Source organism: Burkholderia sp. KCJ3K979 (assembly GCF_016759955.1).
GTDB classification, from domain to species: Bacteria; Pseudomonadota; Gammaproteobacteria; order Burkholderiales; family Burkholderiaceae; genus Burkholderia; species Burkholderia orbicola.
The window spans coordinates 1-16,491 of record NZ_JACFYV010000157.1; the positions used below are offsets into that span (position 1 = coordinate 1).

The 16,491-nt window shown below is 69.7% G+C and carries 15 protein-coding genes; 5 read left to right on the forward strand and 10 right to left on the reverse strand.

Annotated features, from left to right (window positions below; translation table 11 throughout):
* A partial coding sequence (locus tag H3O04_RS25760) for an MFS transporter (RefSeq protein ID WP_202588713.1) occupies window positions 1-852 on the reverse strand: 852 nt, incomplete at its 3' end.
* A gap of 211 nt (window positions 853-1,063) precedes the next feature.
* Between H3O04_RS25760 and H3O04_RS25765 the strand changes: the two genes are divergently transcribed.
* The 4 genes from H3O04_RS25765 (at window position 1,064) to H3O04_RS25780 (ending at window position 5,151) form a co-directional block, all read left to right on the forward strand.
* Window positions 1,064-1,804: a GNAT family N-acetyltransferase gene (locus tag H3O04_RS25765; protein ID WP_202588714.1), complete on the forward strand. Its 741-nt coding sequence runs from the start codon at window positions 1,064-1,066 to the stop codon at window positions 1,802-1,804.
* Between the two features lie 347 nt (window positions 1,805-2,151).
* Window positions 2,152-3,216 carry a 2,3-butanediol dehydrogenase gene (locus H3O04_RS25770; protein ID WP_069231209.1) on the forward strand — a complete coding sequence of 355 codons (1,065 nt, stop codon included), beginning with the start codon at window positions 2,152-2,154 and terminating at the stop codon, window positions 3,214-3,216.
* Window positions 3,217-3,542: 326 nt separating this feature from the next.
* Window positions 3,543-4,199, forward strand: a complete 657-nt coding sequence (locus H3O04_RS25775) for a VC0807 family protein (RefSeq protein ID WP_011547589.1) — start codon at window positions 3,543-3,545, stop codon at window positions 4,197-4,199.
* 85 nt (window positions 4,200-4,284) lie between these two features.
* A complete protein-coding gene (locus tag H3O04_RS25780) occupies window positions 4,285-5,151 on the forward strand; it encodes a CPBP family glutamic-type intramembrane protease (protein ID WP_202588715.1) in 867 nt (288 codons plus the stop codon).
* A 36-nt stretch (window positions 5,152-5,187) separates the two neighbouring features.
* Here the strand turns inward: H3O04_RS25780 and H3O04_RS25785 are convergent, their stop codons facing one another.
* From H3O04_RS25785 to H3O04_RS25805, 5 genes are all read right to left on the reverse strand, one after another.
* Window positions 5,188-6,168, reverse strand: a complete 981-nt coding sequence (locus tag H3O04_RS25785; protein WP_074803103.1) for an aldo/keto reductase — start codon at window positions 6,166-6,168, stop codon at window positions 5,188-5,190.
* Window positions 6,169-6,325: 157 nt separating this feature from the next.
* Window positions 6,326-6,997, reverse strand: coding sequence for a MarC family protein (locus tag H3O04_RS25790; protein ID WP_027806145.1), 672 nt, complete (start codon window positions 6,995-6,997; stop codon window positions 6,326-6,328).
* A 135-nt stretch (window positions 6,998-7,132) separates the two neighbouring features.
* Window positions 7,133-7,933 carry an enoyl-CoA hydratase-related protein gene (locus tag H3O04_RS25795; protein WP_202588716.1) on the reverse strand — a complete coding sequence of 267 codons (801 nt, stop codon included), beginning with the start codon at window positions 7,931-7,933 and terminating at the stop codon, window positions 7,133-7,135.
* Window positions 7,934-7,970: 37 nt separating this feature from the next.
* On the reverse strand, window positions 7,971-9,293 hold the full coding sequence (paaK, locus tag H3O04_RS25800; protein WP_202588717.1) for a phenylacetate--CoA ligase PaaK: 1,323 nt from the start codon (window positions 9,291-9,293) through the stop codon (window positions 7,971-7,973).
* A 57-nt stretch (window positions 9,294-9,350) separates the two neighbouring features.
* Window positions 9,351-10,892 (reverse strand): 3-hydroxyacyl-CoA dehydrogenase, encoded by a 1,542-nt coding sequence (locus H3O04_RS25805; RefSeq protein WP_202588718.1) that lies wholly within the window; start codon window positions 10,890-10,892, stop codon window positions 9,351-9,353.
* A 543-nt stretch (window positions 10,893-11,435) separates the two neighbouring features.
* On the opposite strand from H3O04_RS25805, the gene H3O04_RS25810 reads away from it, so the two are divergent.
* A complete protein-coding gene (locus tag H3O04_RS25810) occupies window positions 11,436-12,524 on the forward strand; it encodes a calcium:proton antiporter (RefSeq protein ID WP_011547583.1) in 1,089 nt (362 codons plus the stop codon).
* Between the two features lie 90 nt (window positions 12,525-12,614).
* On the opposite strand, the gene H3O04_RS25815 is transcribed toward H3O04_RS25810, so the two are convergent.
* The 4 genes from H3O04_RS25815 to H3O04_RS25830 all read right to left on the reverse strand — a co-directional run.
* Window positions 12,615-13,496, reverse strand: coding sequence for an amidohydrolase family protein (locus tag H3O04_RS25815; protein WP_202588719.1), 882 nt, complete (start codon window positions 13,494-13,496; stop codon window positions 12,615-12,617).
* Window positions 13,493-14,515 carry a hydroxyacid dehydrogenase gene (locus H3O04_RS25820; protein WP_202588720.1) on the reverse strand — a complete coding sequence of 341 codons (1,023 nt, stop codon included), beginning with the start codon at window positions 14,513-14,515 and terminating at the stop codon, window positions 13,493-13,495. The genes H3O04_RS25815 and H3O04_RS25820 overlap by 4 nt, the downstream gene beginning before the upstream one ends.
* Window positions 14,512-15,597, reverse strand: coding sequence for a LacI family DNA-binding transcriptional regulator (locus H3O04_RS25825; RefSeq protein WP_027806150.1), 1,086 nt, complete (start codon window positions 15,595-15,597; stop codon window positions 14,512-14,514). Before H3O04_RS25825 ends, H3O04_RS25820 begins: the two co-directional genes overlap by 4 nt.
* An 8-nt stretch (window positions 15,598-15,605) precedes the next feature.
* Window positions 15,606-16,491: TRAP transporter large permease subunit (locus H3O04_RS25830; protein ID WP_202588721.1), on the reverse strand; the 886-nt coding region annotated here is incomplete at its 5' end.

Here is a 16,491-nt window from a genome sequence, read left to right on the forward strand (position 1 = left end):
GATCCCCGGTCGCGCCCCGCGCGACAGCAGCCAGCCGGCCGTCAGGTTGCCGATCACGCACGCGGCGACGATCGCCGCGCTGATCAGCCCCGCCGCGCCGACCGCGACGCTGAGGCGCTGCATCAGGAACACCGGCAGGAACGTCATCACCGCGAAGAACTGCACGTTGTAGGTCGCGAAGCCCAGTGCGAGGAGCGTGGTCGAGCGCGACGCGAGCACGGCGCGCAGCGCGGGGCCGATGCGCGTCGTCGCCTGCCGCGACGGCGCGTCGGCCGACGTCGTGACCGGCACCGCGGCCGCCGCGACGAGCGTCAGCGCCGCGGCCGCGAGCCAGCCGTTGCGCCAGCCGCCGAGCAGCGGCCCGACCAGCATCGACAGCGCCATGCCGGCCGGCATGAAGGTGCTCCACAGGCCGAACGCGAAATTGCGCCGTTCGGGCGGCGTCACGCGGTTCAGCACGGCCGGCGCAGCGACCACCACGATCACGAACCCGAGGCCTTCCGCGAAGCGCGTGGCCAGCAACAGCGCGAAGCTGCCGGCCCAGGCGCCGGCCACGCTCGACAGGCCGAGGATGACGAGGCCCGTCACCAGCAGCCGCCGGTCGCCCCAGCGCCGCACCAGCAGGCCGGCGGCGATCCCGCCGAACACGCCGACGAACGGAAACACCGACATGATCCCGCTCAGCGACGCGAGCGAGCCGCCGAACTCGTGCTGGAGCGACGGCAAGCCGATCGTCGCCTTGCCGACGTGCAGCGCCGACACGATGCTCGCCAGCACGACGTTCGCGACGGCGGCCCGGTAGCTGCGCGCCGGCAGCGTGGCGGCATCGGCCGCGACAGGCGATTCGGTCATCTTCACCTCCGTTGAAGCGGCGGCGTGCAACGGGATGTCTCACGCGACCGCAATCGGACTCGCGCACATGATACAAATTGAAGTTAACTTCAAGTAAAGGGGCAGCGCGCGCAACGATCCGTTTCGGCGATGGTGACAATGGCCGGCGCGACACGCGACGGCATCCTGGTCTAAGCTGTCCGCTTCGTCCGACAACGCCGCGCCCCTCCTTATGTCGACCGCCTCCCCTGCACCGGCCACGCTGTTCCCGCTCGACGAAGCCTGGACGGATTTCCCCCGCCGCAAGGCGGCCGTGCGCACCTTCATCGCCGGGTACTGCGCCGCGCGCGGCCGGCGCGATGCGCCGCTGCACGACGGCCCGGACGGCCATGTCGTGCAGTTCGACGGCGCGATGGGCCGGCCTTTCGAGCATTTCATGATCGAGGGCGCGCCCGTGTCCGGCGCCGGCCCGTTTGCGGTTGGCGCGTGGATCACGCGCTACGGCGCGGCCCCGCTGCCGCCCGCGCTGCACGGCAGGACGCGCCGGCTGACCGACGAGCATTTCATGGCCGCGGATATCGACGGGCTGTCCGGTGACGACACGCTCGCGCTCTCGCTGGCCTGCGACACGCCGGACGCGATCGGCGCGTTCAACGCCAGCGGCGCCTTCCCGCCGTTCCAGCCGAATCCGGCCGCGTTCCTGTTCGCGCACCGGCTCGACGGACAGATCGCGGCCACCGCGCGCTACGGCTTCGCGTCGCCGCGCGATATCGTCGTCGACCGCGTCGGAACGGCGGATGCCTACCGGCGTCGCGGCCTTGCGACGCAACTGCTCGCCGCGATCGTCGCGCACGCGCGGCACCGCGGCGCGCGCCGCGTATGGCTCATCTCGACCGAAGCCGGCCAGCCGCTGTACCGTGCCGCCGGATTCACATCGCTCGCCGCGGTTGCCGTGGACGAAGTGCTCGCCTGAACGCGGATCGAGCAACGCCCCCCCGTTGCGGTTCGTCTCGCGATTCGTCTCATTGCGCTGAGACGAACGTCCCGGCGTCTCACTCGACTCGCTGTTTCGCTGTCGCAGCAAATTCGGCGCCCCATTCGTTCCGAATCCTTTCCGGTCGGCAGAAAGTGACATGGTGCAACGCACGCCACGCGCACCGTCGACCGCCACGCACCACCGCACTTCACGCTGGCCCCGTTCCTGCATACCGTCGATCGCGCAATCGCGCGACGGGCGCGCCGGCAACATCGCCGCGCGCCCGACGACAACCTGACGGAGACAGCAACGTGAGTACATCGGCACCGATCACTCCCCCCAGCATGAAGGCCGCCGTCTGGCACGGCCGCCACGACATCCGCGTCGAAGAGGTTCCCGTTCCGGAGCGCCCGCCCGCCGGCTGGGTCACGATCCGCGTGCACTGGTGCGGCATCTGCGGCTCCGACCTGCACGAATACGTCGCCGGGCCGGTGTTCATCCCGGTCGACGCGCCGCATCCGCTGACCGGCCTGAAGGGCCAGTGCATCCTCGGCCACGAGTTCAGCGGCGAGATCGCCGAGCTCGGCGCGGGCGTGTCGGGCTACGCGGTCGGCGACCGCGTGACGGCCGACGCGTGCCAGCATTGCGGCACCTGCTGGTATTGCCGGCACGGGCTATACAACATCTGCGAGAACCTCGCGTTCACCGGGCTGATGAACAACGGTGCGTTCGCCGAATACGTGAACGTGCCGGCCGAACTGCTGTACAAGCTGCCCGACAATTTCCCGACCGAGGCCGGCGCGCTGATCGAACCGCTCGCGGTCGGGCTGCACGCGGTGAAGAAGGCCGGCAACATCGTCGGGCAGACCGTCGTCGTGGTCGGCGCGGGCACGATCGGCCTGTGCACGATCATGTGCGCGAAGGCGGCGGGCGCCGGGCGCGTGATCGCGCTGGAGATGTCGGCCGCGCGCAAGCAGAAGGCGCTGGAGGTGGGCGCGAGCGTCGTCATCGATCCGAAGACGGCCGACGCGATCGCCGAAGTCAGGGCGCTGACCGGGGGCTACGGCGCCGACGTGTCGTTCGAATGCATCGGGCACACGGCCACCGCGAAACTGGCGATCGACGTGATCCGCAAGGCCGGCAAGGCGGTGATGGTCGGCATCTTCGAGGAACCGGCGCCGTTCAACTTCTTCGACATCGTGTCGACCGAGAAGGAAGTGATCGGCTCGCTCGCGTACAACGGCGAATTCGCGGACGTGATCCGCTTCATCGCCGACGGCCGCATCGACGTGCAGCCGCTCATCACCGGGCGCATCGCGCTCGGCGACATCGTCGCGCACGGCTTCGAGGAACTGGTCAACCACAAGGACCGCAACGTGAAGATCATCGTCCAGCCGGCCATCGCCTGACCGCCCGCGCGCGGCCGCGGCTTCGATTCACGCCGCGCCGCGCAGGCTCGCGCACCGCAAACGCAACCGCAAACGCATTCCGATCGGCGCCTTGCCGCGACGCGACGACGCGATCCTGCAGCGCGCCCCGGCCCAGCAGCGGTCGCGTGCGCCGATCCTTCTGGCGGACCATGCACTCGCATACCGGCTACAGCCGATGCCGTCGCGGCAGGCGACACCGCAACCCCGCACGATTCTTCGATATACTGAATCGAACCCTTTTCGGGACAACCGGGGGCAACCACGCGTTGCGTACGTTCGCCCCGACCTGCGTGGAATGGCGCATCGTGAAACCGCGAGCCGGACTGATTCTCGAACTCTTCGTCAACCTCGTGCTGCCCTGGGTGGCCTATCGGGTCGCGCATCCGTATTTCGGCGAAACCGGCGCGCTGTACGCGTCGGCGGTTCCGCCGATCATCTGGTCGATCGTCGAATTCATCCGCTCGCGCCGCGTCGACGCGGTGGCGGCCATCGTGTTGCTCGGCATCACGCTGTCGATCGTCGGCATGGCGTTCGGCGGCAGCCCGCGCACGCTGCTGATGCGCGAATCGATCGGCTCGGGCACGATCGGCATCGTGTTCCTGCTGTCGCTGTTCCGCGAACGCCCGCTGATCTACTATCTGGCCCGCGCGACCGTGGCCCGCGAGATGGACGGCGGCGCCGCGCACTTCGAAGCCGTCTGGGACGCGCAACCGGGCCTGCGGCAGATGCTGCGGCTGATGACGTTCGTGTGGGGCGCCATCATGACGGTCGAGATGCTGCTGCGCTGGTGGATGGTCGTCAACTGGCCGGTCGAACGCGTGCTGGTCGTGTCGCCGGTCATGGGCTACACGGTGTTTGCCTGCCTGCTGCTGTGGACGTTCTGGTACCGGCGGCGGATGCGCGTGCGCAACAGCGTCGACATTCCGGGCCGCGGCGGCGTCACCGAAACCGCCGGCCGCTGACGCGCGGCGCGCCGGCTGTCCGGCGGCGGGTCACCGCACCTGCTGTATGATGCGCGGCGTCTCGTCCGCCCATCCGTTTTTCGTCATGTCCCTTTCGCTCCTTCCGTGTGCCACGATCTGGCTCGCCCTGTTCGCGGCCGCCGCCTTCGCGTGGCATCGCCCGCTGCACGGCCTGAGCATCGGCCTCGCCGCGCTCGGCTATGCGGGCGCGCTGGCGTTCGGCCAGATCGCGCCGATCACGCTGGTGCCGCTCGCGCTGCTGATCGCGGCCGGCTGGGGCGTGCTGCCCGAGCGCCCGCTCGCGGTGCGCATCGTCGCGCACCTCGTCTTTGCCGCGCTCGCGATCGCGCTGAGCCTGCATCTGATTCCCGGCTTCCACAATCCGCGCGTGATCGGGCCGATCCGCTTCACGCCGGACGCAGTTCCGTTCACGATGTACCTGAATTTCGACAAGCCGCTCGTCGGCCTGTGGTTGTTGTGGGCACTGCCGTGGGTCGCGCCCGACGTCGCGCTGTCGCGCGCGCTGCGCACCGGCGCGGTGGCGGCCGTCGCAACGGCTATCGCGTGCCTGGCCGGCGCGCTCGCGTTCGGGATGGTCGGCTGGGCCCCCAAATGGCCGCCGTCGGGCTGGTTGTGGCTCGCGAACAACCTGTTGCTGGTGACGCTCGCCGAGGAAGCGCTGTTCCGCGGCTACGTGCAAGGCGGGCTGACCCGCGCGTTCGGCGCCTACTCATGGGGCCCGTGGGTCGCGCTCGCGGCCGGCGCGCTGCTGTTCGGCGCCGCGCACGCCGCGGGCGGCTGGCCATGGATCGTGCTCGGCACGGTGGCCGGCGTCGGCTACGGCCTCGCGTGGCGGCGCGGCGGCCTGCTCGCCGCCGCGCTCGCGCATGCGGGGCTGAACGTCGTCCACTTCGGCCTGTTCACCTATCCGATGCTCGCCGCCGCGCGCTGAGCGCGGCGACGGCGCCTGTGTCGCCCGCGCCGCCGCTCAGTTGAACCCGGCCACCGCGTGCGGCACGTACGGGCGTTCGAGCGTGGCGATTTCGTCGTCGGTCAGCTTCAGCGCGAGCGCGCCGAGCGCGTCGTCCAGTTGCTGCGGCTTCGAAATGCCGACGATCGGTGCGGTCACGCCGCGCTTTTGCGCGACCCACGCCAGCGCGACCTGCGCCCGGGGCACGTTGCGCGCGGCGGCGATCGCCGCGACGGCCTCGACGACCGCCTTGTCGGCATCGGCCGTCGCGTCGTACAGCCGCTGGCCGACGTCGTCCTTCTGCTGCCGTTCCGACGTTTCGTCCCAGTTGCGCGTCAGGCGCCCGCGTGCAAGCGGGCTCCACGGGATCACCGCGATGCCTTCGTCCTCGCACAGCGGCAGCATTTCGCGCTCCTCTTCGCGATACAGCAGGTTCAGGTGGTTCTGCATGCTGACGAAGCGGGTCCAGCCGTTCTGCTTCGACGTGTGCAGCGCCTTCGCGAACTGCCACGCGAACATCGACGATGCGCCGATATAGCGCGCCTTGCCGGCCTTCACGACGTCGTGCAGCGCCTCGAGCGTCTCCTCGATCGGCGTGCCGTAGTCCCAGCGGTGAATCTGGTAGAGATCGACGTAGTCGGTGCCGAGCCGCTTCAGGCTCTGGTCGATGTCGGTCATGATCGCCTTGCGCGACAGGCCCGCGCCGTTCGGCCCCGGCCGCATCCGGTAGAACACCTTGGTCGCGATCACGACGTCGTCGCGTTTCGCGAAATCGCGCAGCGCGCGGCCGACGATCTCCTCCGACGTGCCGTCCGAATACATGTTCGCGGTATCGAAGAAGTTGATGCCGGCCTCGACCGCCCGCTGGATGATCGGGCGGCTTTCCGCTTCCGGCAGCGTCCACGGATGCGTGCCGCGCGACGGCTCGCCGAACGTCATGCAGCCCAGCACCAGCTTCGACACGTCCAGCCCGGTCGACCCGAATTTCACGTATTCCATTGCTCGCCTCGCCACTCAAGTTGGGGTTGCGGCCGGATGCACGCCGCATCCGCCAGACGTCGCATGGTATCCCGCACGCCGCGAACGCGTATGAGCGCGCGCCGCGTGCAGGCTGCGTGAAAGGTTGAACCTCGAAGGATGAACCGGAACGCCCCGGTTACTTGGCCTGGTCGGCGAGCGGCTGCAGGAACGCGGAGAAGCCGGTCAGCATGATCTGCACGCCGATGCACAGCAGCAGGAACGCCGACACGCGCTTCGCGACCTTGGTCCCCTCGCTGCCGAGGTAGCGCGCGAGCAGCGCGGAGCGGCTGTAGACCTGCCAGATCACGAGCGCGACCAGCACGGACACGGCGATCGACACGATGCTCGACAGCATGAATTCCGACAGCTTGTGCGTGCGGTTCGCGTTCAGCGCGATCGCGGTCGCGATCGAACCGGGGCCGACCGTCAGCGGCACGGTCAACGGGAAGAACGCGCGCGTCATGATCGCGTTCGCGTCGATCGGCTTGACCGGCGTGTCGCCGCCGCCCGGCCCGTCGGGCTCGTTCAGCATCTGCCAGCCGGCCACGGCGACCGCGAAGCCGCCGCCGATCCGCAGCGCCTCCATCGAGATCCCGAAGAAATGCAGCACCGGCGTGCCGGCGAAGAACGCGACCATCAGCACGACGAACGCATTGAACGCGACCTTCCTCGCGAGCAGATCCCGTTCGTGCGCGGTGAGCGTCTCGGTCCGTTCGAGAAACAGGAACGCGATGCCGATCGGATTGATGATGCCGATCAGGCCGGTAAAGCCGAACAGGATCTCGGAGACAAGGCGGTTGACGATCATCGTGCGAAGCATCGGTCGGAACGGGGCCGGCAGCGCCGGGGGTCACGCATTGTAGTGCAAGCGCTCGCGCCCGAGACGCAAAATGGCGCCGGCCCGGCTTCGCCGTCGATCGTCGTGGAGGTTCGTCGTGCAGCCTTATTCGGCGCCCGCCTCCCACGCCGGCGGCCGCTTCGCGAAGAAGGCCGCGAAGCCTTCCTTCGCTTCCGGCGTCGCCCGTACGCGGGAGATCGTCTGCGCGGTGAACGCCGCGCGTTCGTCCGACGGCGGGTACTCGCCGATCGCGTCGAAAAAGCGCTTGATCTCCATCAGCGCGTGCGGGCCGTTGCGGCCCAACTCTGCAAGCGTGCGCTCGAGCGTGTCGTCGAGCGCATCGAGCGGCACGGCCTGATGGATCAGGCCGATCGCGACGGCTTCGGCGGCCGCGAGCTGCGTCGCGGTCAGCGCGAGCCGGCGCGCCTGGCGCTGGCCGACCGCCTCGACCAGATACGGGCCGACGACGGCCGGGAGGATGCCGAAGCGCGCCTCGCTGACCGAAAAGCGCGCGTGGTCGCTCGCAATCACGATGTCGCACGCCGCGCACAGGCCCACACCGCCGCCGAACGCGTGACCCTGCACGCGCGCGACCGTCGGTTTCGGGCACTGCCGGATCGCGCGCATCATCGCGGCGAACCGCTCGGCGTCGCGCAGGTTCGCGGCCGCATCGTTCGCGCTCGCGCGCTGCATCCACTGCAGGTCGGCGCCCGCGCAAAAGGCGCGGCCATCCGAACGCAGCACGATCGCGCGCACGTCGTCGCGCCGGCCGAGCGCCGTGAAGGCGTCGGTGAGTTCCGCGATCATCGTCTCGTCGAACGCGTTCAGCACGTCGCCGCGCTGCAGTGCGACGGTCGCGATGCCGCGCGCATCGACCGTGACGGCCAGGGTCTTCAATCCATCCATCGAACCATTTCCTCGGGTAGAACGGCACACATCGAAATCACGCTGCCTGGCGGCGATCGATCACGCGGCGCGCCTTGCCGGTCGCGGTCGCCGGGATACCGCCGGCTGCCAGCACGGTCACGCCGGACGACACGCCGACCATCGTCTTGATCCGGTGTTGCAGCTCGCGCGCGAGCGCCGCGCGAGCGCCGTCGCTCACCGACGCCGCCGCCTCGGAACGCAACTCGACCGCGAGGTCGAGCCGGTCCATGTGGCCGTCGCGCGACAGCGTGATCTGGAACTGGCCCGACAACTGCGGCAGCGCGACGACGATCTCCTCGATCTGGCTCGGGAACACGTTCACGCCGCGCACGATCAGCATGTCGTCGGAGCGGCCCGTGATCTTCGCGAGCCGGCGCATCGCGCGCGCGGTCGGCGGCAGCAGCGCGGTGAGATCGCGCGTGCGGTAGCGGATCACCGGCATCGCCTCCTTCGTCAACGACGTGAACACGAGCTCGCCCTGACTGCCGTCGGGCAGCACTTCGCCGGTGACGGGGTCGATGATCTCCGGGTAGAAATGGTCTTCCCAGATCACCGGGCCGTCCTTCGTCTCGACGCATTCGCACGCGACGCCCGGGCCCATCACTTCCGACAGCCCGTAGATGTCGAGCGCGTCGATGCCCACGCGCGTCTCCACTTCGTCGCGCAGCGCCTGCGTCCACGGCTCGGCGCCGAAGATGCCGATCTTCAGCGACGATTCGGCCGGGTCCATCCCCTGCCGCACCATCTCGTCGATCAGGTTCAGCATGTAAGACGGCGTGACGAGGATGATCTTCGGCTCGAAATCGCGAATCAGCTGCACCTGCTTCTCGGTCTGGCCGCCCGACATCGGCACGACCATGCAGCCGAGGCGCTCCGCACCGTAGTGAATCCCGAGGCCGCCGGTGAACAGGCCGTAGCCGAACGCGTTGTGCAGCGTATCGCCCGGGCGGCCGCCGGCCGCGCGGATCGAGCGCGCGGTCACGTTCGCCCACGTATCGATGTCGCGCGCGGTGTAGCCGACCACGGTCGGCTTGCCGGTCGTGCCGCTCGATGCGTGCACGCGCACGACCTGCTCGCGCGGCACCGCGAAGAGGCCGAACGGATAGTTGTCGCGCAGGTCGGTCTTGGTCGAGAACGGGAATTTCGCGAGATCGGCGAGCGACTTCAGGTCGTCCGGATGCACGCCCGCCGCCTCGAACGTGCGCCGATAGTGCGGGACGTTGTCGTACGCGTGGCGCAGCGACCATTTGAGGCGTTCGAGCTGCAGCGCCTGTAGTTCGTCGCGGCTGGCGGTCTCGATCGGCTCGAGGGCGGCGGCGGGATGCGTCGGGTGAGTCATCGGGGTGCTCCTCCAGTGGAGTGGTCGTTGTCGTGTTCGAAGTGACGGCGCGGGCGGCTACGACCGGAACGTGCGGCCGGCCGCGTGCAGCGCGGCGAGGCGCGGCGACACGCGATAGCGGTCCTCGCCGTAGCTCGCCGCCAGGTTCGACAGCACGCGATGCACGCGGCCGACGCCGATCGCATCGGCCCACGCGAGCGGGCCGCATGGGTAGTTCACGCCTTTCTCCATCGCGAGATCGAGATCAGCCGGCGAGCACACGCCCTGGTTGACCGTGTCGGCCGCTTCGTTCGCGAGCATCGCGACCATCCCCGGCACGTCCGCGACGCCGACCACGCGAAAGCCCGCCTGCTGGAACAGGCCGACCGCATCCGCATACGCGGTGTCGCTGCACTGGAGCGCGCGTGTCAGCGCGACGAGCCCGGCCTGCGCGTAATCGCGCGCCAGGTCGACGAGCACGAGGTCGGCCACGCCCGTCTGGGCGGCGCGTGCGGTCGCGGTGCGACCGTCGGTCAGCGCGATCGACGCGCGGCCGGCGACGGCGAGCAGTTCGTCCGCATGCGCGCCGTTGCGCCGCGCGCCTTCGATCCGTTCGGCCAGGCGCGCATCCAGCGCGGCGGCCGGGCCGTCCTGCGCAAACAGCGCGACGTCGGCCGGCGCGGCGCGCGGCGGCTCGAGATCGGGCGCGGGCGGCGTCGCGCCGTCCGCATACGAATAGAAGCCGCGCCCGGACTTGCGCCCGAGGAAGCCCGCGTTCACGAGTTCCTGCTGGATCAGCGACGGCGTGTAGCGCGGGTCGTTGAAGTACGCGCGGAACACCGATTCGGTCACCGCGAAATTCACGTCGTGGCCGATCAGGTCCATCAGCTCGAACGGCCCCATCCGGAACCCGCCGGCTTCGCGCATCACCGCGTCGATCGTGGCCGGCGTGCCGCCCTGCTCGTTCAGCACGCGCAACGCCTCCGCGTAATACGGCCGTGCGACGCGGTTCACGATGAAGCCCGGCGTCGATTTCGCCATCACCGGTTGCTTGCCCCACGCGGCGGCGGTCGCATGCAGCATCCCGGCGACCTCGGGCGCGGTCGCGAGCCCGCTGACCACCTCGACGAGCGCCATCAGCGGCGCCGGATTGAAGAAATGCAGGCCGGCTACGCGCTGCGGCACGCGTAGCCCGGCCGCGATCGACGTGATCGAGATCGACGACGTGTTGGTCGCCAGCACGCACGCGTCGTCGACATGACGTTCGAGGGTCGCGAAGATCTCGCGCTTCACGTCGAGCCGTTCGGCCGCCGCCTCGACGATCAGCGCGGCGCCCGCGAAATCGGCCAGCGCGCGCACCGCGCGGATTCGATTGCCCGCTGCGTCGGCCCGCGCCGGTTCGAGCCGGCCCTTCTCCGCCAGCCGCGCGAACTGCGCGCGGATGCCGGCCAGCGCCTTGTCGCAGGCTGCTTCGTTCAGGTCGTACAGCAGCACCGCATGGCCGGCCGCCGCCGCGACCTGCGCAATACCCGCGCCCATCGCGCCGGCGCCGATCACGCCGACGACGGCCGACGGCGCGAGCGCGCCCGAGTTCACCGAATGTGCAGAGGAAACAGCCATCGCTTGCGATCCGTCATGAAGTGGAAGTGCGAGCGATTATAAACCGACCGGTCGGTAGATTTATGTCAGGGCGAGCCCGAATGTGTCGGGCAAGAGACCGTTACGGAAACTGCAAAGACAAAAAAATCGAAAGACCGGGGCACTTTTTGTAAACCGAAAGGTCAACGTAAGTGTTCGAATATGAGATAGTGACCCCCGAACGCCTGATAAAATTCGACAAATTGCCGGATTCCAGGGGGAAACGCGTGTCGCGCCGTCACCGCTGTCCATCGCTCCCGTTCGGGGTCGAATCAAGCTTCCGGCCCGCGCGTTGCCACGTGTGCTCGTCCCGCCGTCCACGGGCAGCCGCATCGAACCGTTTCATCCCGCGACGGGCTTCGGCCCGCCCGCGCCCCTCGCCGCCTCGCGGCAGCGAACCCAGGGCAGCACCGTTGCGTGCCGCCCCCTTCGGTTTCATCGTCCTCGTTCGGCGGATAGTACGGCCGGGCTTCGTCAACCCGTGACGGCGCGTCGCGCGCCGCCACTCGCATCAGGAAACCCTCCATGCCGCTCTCGTCCAACCAGCTCCCGCGCTGGACCCTCTGGGCCCCGCTTGCCGCCTGGCTGGTACTCGCGCTGTCGCGCGTCGTGCCGGCCGAAGGCCTCGTCATCGCGGTATTCGCCGCCGCGCTCGCCGGCGCCGTGTTTGCCGCCGTCCACCACGCGGAAGTCGTCGCGCACCGTGTCGGCGAACCGTTCGGCACGCTCGTGCTCGCGGTCGCCGTGACCGTCATCGAAGTCGCGCTGATCGTATCGGTGATGCTCGGCGCGGGCCCGGAAAAGTCGGGCCTCGCCCGCGACACCGTCTACGCCGCCGTGATGATCATCTGCAACGGCATCGTCGGCATCTGCCTGCTGGTCGGCGCATGGAAGCACGGCGAACAGGACTTCCAGGGGCGCGGCGCGAGCAAGGCGCTCGCGGTGCTCGCGTCGCTGTCGGTGCTGTCGCTCGTGATGCCGAACTACCTGAGCGCCGCCCCGGGCCCGTTCTTCTCGAAATCGCAGCTCGCGTTCGCCGGCGTCGCATCGCTCGTGCTGTATGGCGCGTTCGTGTTCGTGCAGACCGTGCGCCACCGCGACTACTTCCTCGCCGCGCATGACACCGCGGACGAAGCGGTGCACGCGGCGGCGCCGAGCAACCGCACCGCGATCACCAGCATGGTGCTGCTGTTCGCCAGCCTGGTCGCGGTCGTGCTGCTCGCGAAGCTGCTGTCGCCGGCCGTCGAGCATGCGGTGCTGAAGCTCGGCGCGCCCGAAGCCGCGGTCGGTATCGTGATCGCCGCACTCGTGCTGCTGCCGGAAGGGCTCGCGGCCGTCACCGCCGCGCGCGCGAACCGCCTGCAGACCAGCATGAACCTCGCGCTCGGTTCGGCGCTCGCGAGCATCGGGCTCACGATCCCGACCGTCGCGGCCGTGTTCATCTGGGTCGGCCAGCCGCTCACGCTCGGGATCGGCGCAATGGAGACGGTGCTGCTCGCGCTCACGCTGCTGGTCAGCACGCTCACGCTGAGCCAGGGGCGCACGACGGTGCTGCACGGTGTCGTGCACGTCGCGCTGTTCGCCGCCTATCTGTTCCTGTCGTTCACCCACTGACGTCCCGCTGCGCGCGGCCCGACGGATGCTCTCCGCCGGGCCGCGCGCACGTCTTCAAGTCTCCTTCCTCTGCCTCGCTTCACGCTGCCGTTACCGGACGGGGGCGATGGCGCATGACGCCGCGGTTTCGCGCTGCGTGTCCGCGGGAAATCCATAAAGGGCAGCCGCGTTGTCGACCAGGATCGCGCGTGCAATCGCGTCGTCGGCCGCGCAATCGTGCAACCAGCCGAGCAGACGTGCATCGTCGGGCGGCGGCGACGCGTTCGGATGCGGCCAGTTGCTGCCCCACACGCAGCGCGCCGAATGGCCGCGCGCGAGCACGGCGGCAAGCCGCCCGACATCGTCGTAGCCCGGTGCGCCGGATCGCGATGTCTCGTACGGCGCGGACAGCTTCACCCATGCGTGACCGCGATCGAGCAGGCGTCGCAGCGCCAGGAAGGACGGCGCATCCGGCGCGACGGGCGTCAGGAACTTGCCTGTGTGATCGATGACGATACGCGCCGGTAGCCGCAACAGTGTCGCCTCGATCTCGCCCAGCGTGCGGCCATCGAACTGCAGGTCGATATGCCAGCCGAGCGGCGCGATCCGCGCGGCCATCCGCTCCAGATCGCGCCATTGCGCGGTGCCGCCCGCCAGCATCATGAAGCGCACGCCGCGCATGCCGGCGGCATGCAGACGTTCCAGCTCGGCATCCGGCACGTCGACCGGCACCGTCGCGACGCCGCGCGCCTGCGGGCCCAGTGCGGCCAAGGCGTCGAGCGTGCACCGGTTGTCGAAGCCATAGCCGGTCGGCTGCACGACGACCACACGCGTGAGGCCGAGCGCCTGCTGCACGCGCCGATAGGCAGCCACCGGCGCATGGGGCGGTCGAAACGTCGCCGTCGGCGCGAGCGGATACGCATCGTCGTAGATGTGGATATGGCAATCGCACGCGTTGGCGAACCGCGTGCCGCCCGCCTCGTCGCGCGTCATCGCCCGCCCGGTGCGACGGACGCATGCGATGCGCGCCAGCGCGCGAGCCGCGTCGCCTGCGCGGCGTTGACCGCGCCGGTCGGCACGCGCCCGTCGAGCAGCGCGGCGAGCTGGTCGACCGTCTCCAGCGCCTGATGCTCGATCGCCGGCAGCGTCAGGCCGCCGATGTGCGGGGTCGCGATGACGCGCGGATGCGCGGCCAGCGCGGGGGTGGGCATCTGGTCCGCCGCGCGGCCGACGTCGAGCGCGCAACCGGCCAGCCGCCCGCTGGCGAGCGCGTCGGTCAGCGCCTGCTCGTCGACGAGCTCGCCGCGCGACGCATTGATGAAGCACGCGCCCGGCTTCATCGCGGCGAATGCCGCCGCATCGATCAGGTTCGCGGTGGCCGGCGTGGCCGGCGCAAGGCAGACGACGAAATCCGCGTCGCGCAGCAACGTGGCCAAGTCGACCTGTTCGAGCGGAGGCGCGTCGACCCGCACGTATGGATCGCTGACGAGCACGCGCATGCCGAACGCCGTTGCGACCGGGGCGAGATGGCGCGCGATCTGCCCATAGCCGATCAGGCCGAGCGTGCTGCCGCGCAATTCTCGCCCCATCCGGGGCACCGGCGGCGCGCCGCGGTGATACGCGTCCGCGTAGCCGCCGATCCCGCGCGCGAGGTCGATCATCGCGCCGACGACCCACTCGGCGACGGCCGGGCCGAAGCCGGGGCTCGCCTGCGTGACCAGCACGCCGAACGCACTCGCCGCGGCGACGTCGACCGTCCGGATGTCGACCGCGCAACGCAGGAACGCGGCGAGGGCCGGCAGCCCCGCGAACAGCGCGCGAGGCGCCGGCGTCTGCCGGTACGCGATGATCGCGTCGCATCCCTGCGCGGCGGCAATCAGCTCGTCCGTGCCGAGTTCGCGATCGTGCGGGTTGCAGGTGACGTCCGCGATCGCGCGCAGCGCGCGCAACGCGCTGGCGCCGTAGTAGTGGTCGATCATCCCGGTCGGATGCGTGACGTAGACGCGCGTCATGCGTGACCTCCGCTCGTGCCGGCCGCTTGCGTCGGCGGCGGCGCCACCGACGCGCGCTCCACGAGCGTCACGTCCGCGAACACGCGTTGCCCGGATGCGGACGGCGCGTCGCCCTCCTGCCGCATCACGCGCCGCACCATCTCGCCGGCCATTTCGGTGACGGGCAGTTGCACCGTGGTGAGCGCCGGCCACGAGATCGCCGACAGGAAATGACCGTCCATCCCGATGACGGAGACATCGTCCGGCACCCGCAAGCCGCCGTCGCGCAGCCCGGCCATCAGGCCTAGCGCGAACAGGTCGTTGACCGCGACGATGCCGGTCGGCCGCGCCGGATCGGCCGCGAGCTCGACGCCGAGCGCACGCCCGACGTCGACGATCACCGAGTCGCCATATTCGTTCGCGGGGCCGCCGTCGAGCACGCGCGCCTGGGTGGCGCCGCCCGCCTCGCTCGCCACGGCGAGAAAGCCGCGGATCTTGTCGCTGCGACTCACGGTGACGCCGGCCACCGTCGCGAACGCGAGCCGCGTATGGCCCGCCTCGACGAGCCGGCGCGTCGCGAGCCGCGCGGCCGCCTCGTTGTCGGCCGTCACGTGATCGACCTTCGATTGCTCGCCGGGTGTCGCGCGACGGTCGTAGCTGACGACCGTCATCCCCCGCTCGGCCGCACGCTCGAGGTGGCTTTCGTCGGCGAGCGACGAGATCACGATCACGCGCCGCACGCCGTGCGCGTAGAGATCGTCGAAGAACGACGCCTCCTTGCGCGCATCGCGGTACGTGTTGCCGATCAGCACGCGATGGCCATACCGTTCCTGCGCGCAGGCCTCGATCTCGCGTGCGATGTATCCGTACATCGGGTTCGCCATCGACGGCACCAGCAGTCCGACGAGCGGCGTCTGCCCCGTCTTGAGCTGGCGCGCGAGCGTGCTCGGCCGGTACTGCAGCGCGTCCATCGCCGCCTTCACGCGTTCGAGCGTTTCCGGCTTCATCTGGTCGGTGCGTCCGTTGAGCACGTTCGAAACCGTGCTGACCGAAACGGCCGCATGACGGGCCACGTCCTGAATCGTACTCATGTCGTCTTGCATGGAACGGGCTACAGGCCGAAATGGGCCGGCAGCCACAACGAAAACGCCGGTGCGAAGATCAGCGCCACGAGGGCGGCGAACAGCACCAGCAGGTATTTCACCATCGGCCGGGCTACGCGCCCGACCTCGGTGCCCGTGATCGCGCACGTCGTGAACAGCCCGAGCCCGACCGGCGGCGCGAACAACCCGAACCCCATCGCCACCACCACGACCGTGCCGAAATGCAGCGGATTGATACCGAGCTGCAGTGCGATCGGCGCGAGCAGCGGCCCGAAGATGATCAGCGCCGGCGCGCCTTCGAGCACGGCGCCGAACACGATCATCAGCAGCGCCGCCAGCAACAGGAACATCGTCGCGCCGTATTGATGGGCAAACGCCGTCATTGTGCCCGAGACGAGGGCCGGAATCTGCTCGATCGACAGCGCGAACGACACGCTCGACGCCGCCGCGACGATGAACAGGATACCGCTCGCCATCGACGCGGCGCGCACGAACACGCGGCCGACCGAGCGCCACGTCAGTTCGCGAAACGCGATCCAGCCCACGACGAGCGCGTAGACCACCGCGAACGCCGACACTTCGGTCGACGTCGCGATCCCCGACGTCACGCCCTTGCCGATCATCGCGACCATGACCAGCGCGACGAGCGCGCCGCCCGCCAGCGGCAGCCACGCGCGACGCTCGCCGAACACCTCGGCCACGTCGATCTTGCGCCCGGTGATCACCGTCACGACCGCGAGCGACGCGGCCAGCACGGCCGCCGGCACGATCCCCGCGACGAACAGCCCGGCGATCGAGATGTTCGCGACGAAGCCCATGATGATCATGTTCACGCACGGCGGAATCGTCTCGGCCATCACCGCGCTGCACGCGAGCAGCGCGGCGGTTTCGTTC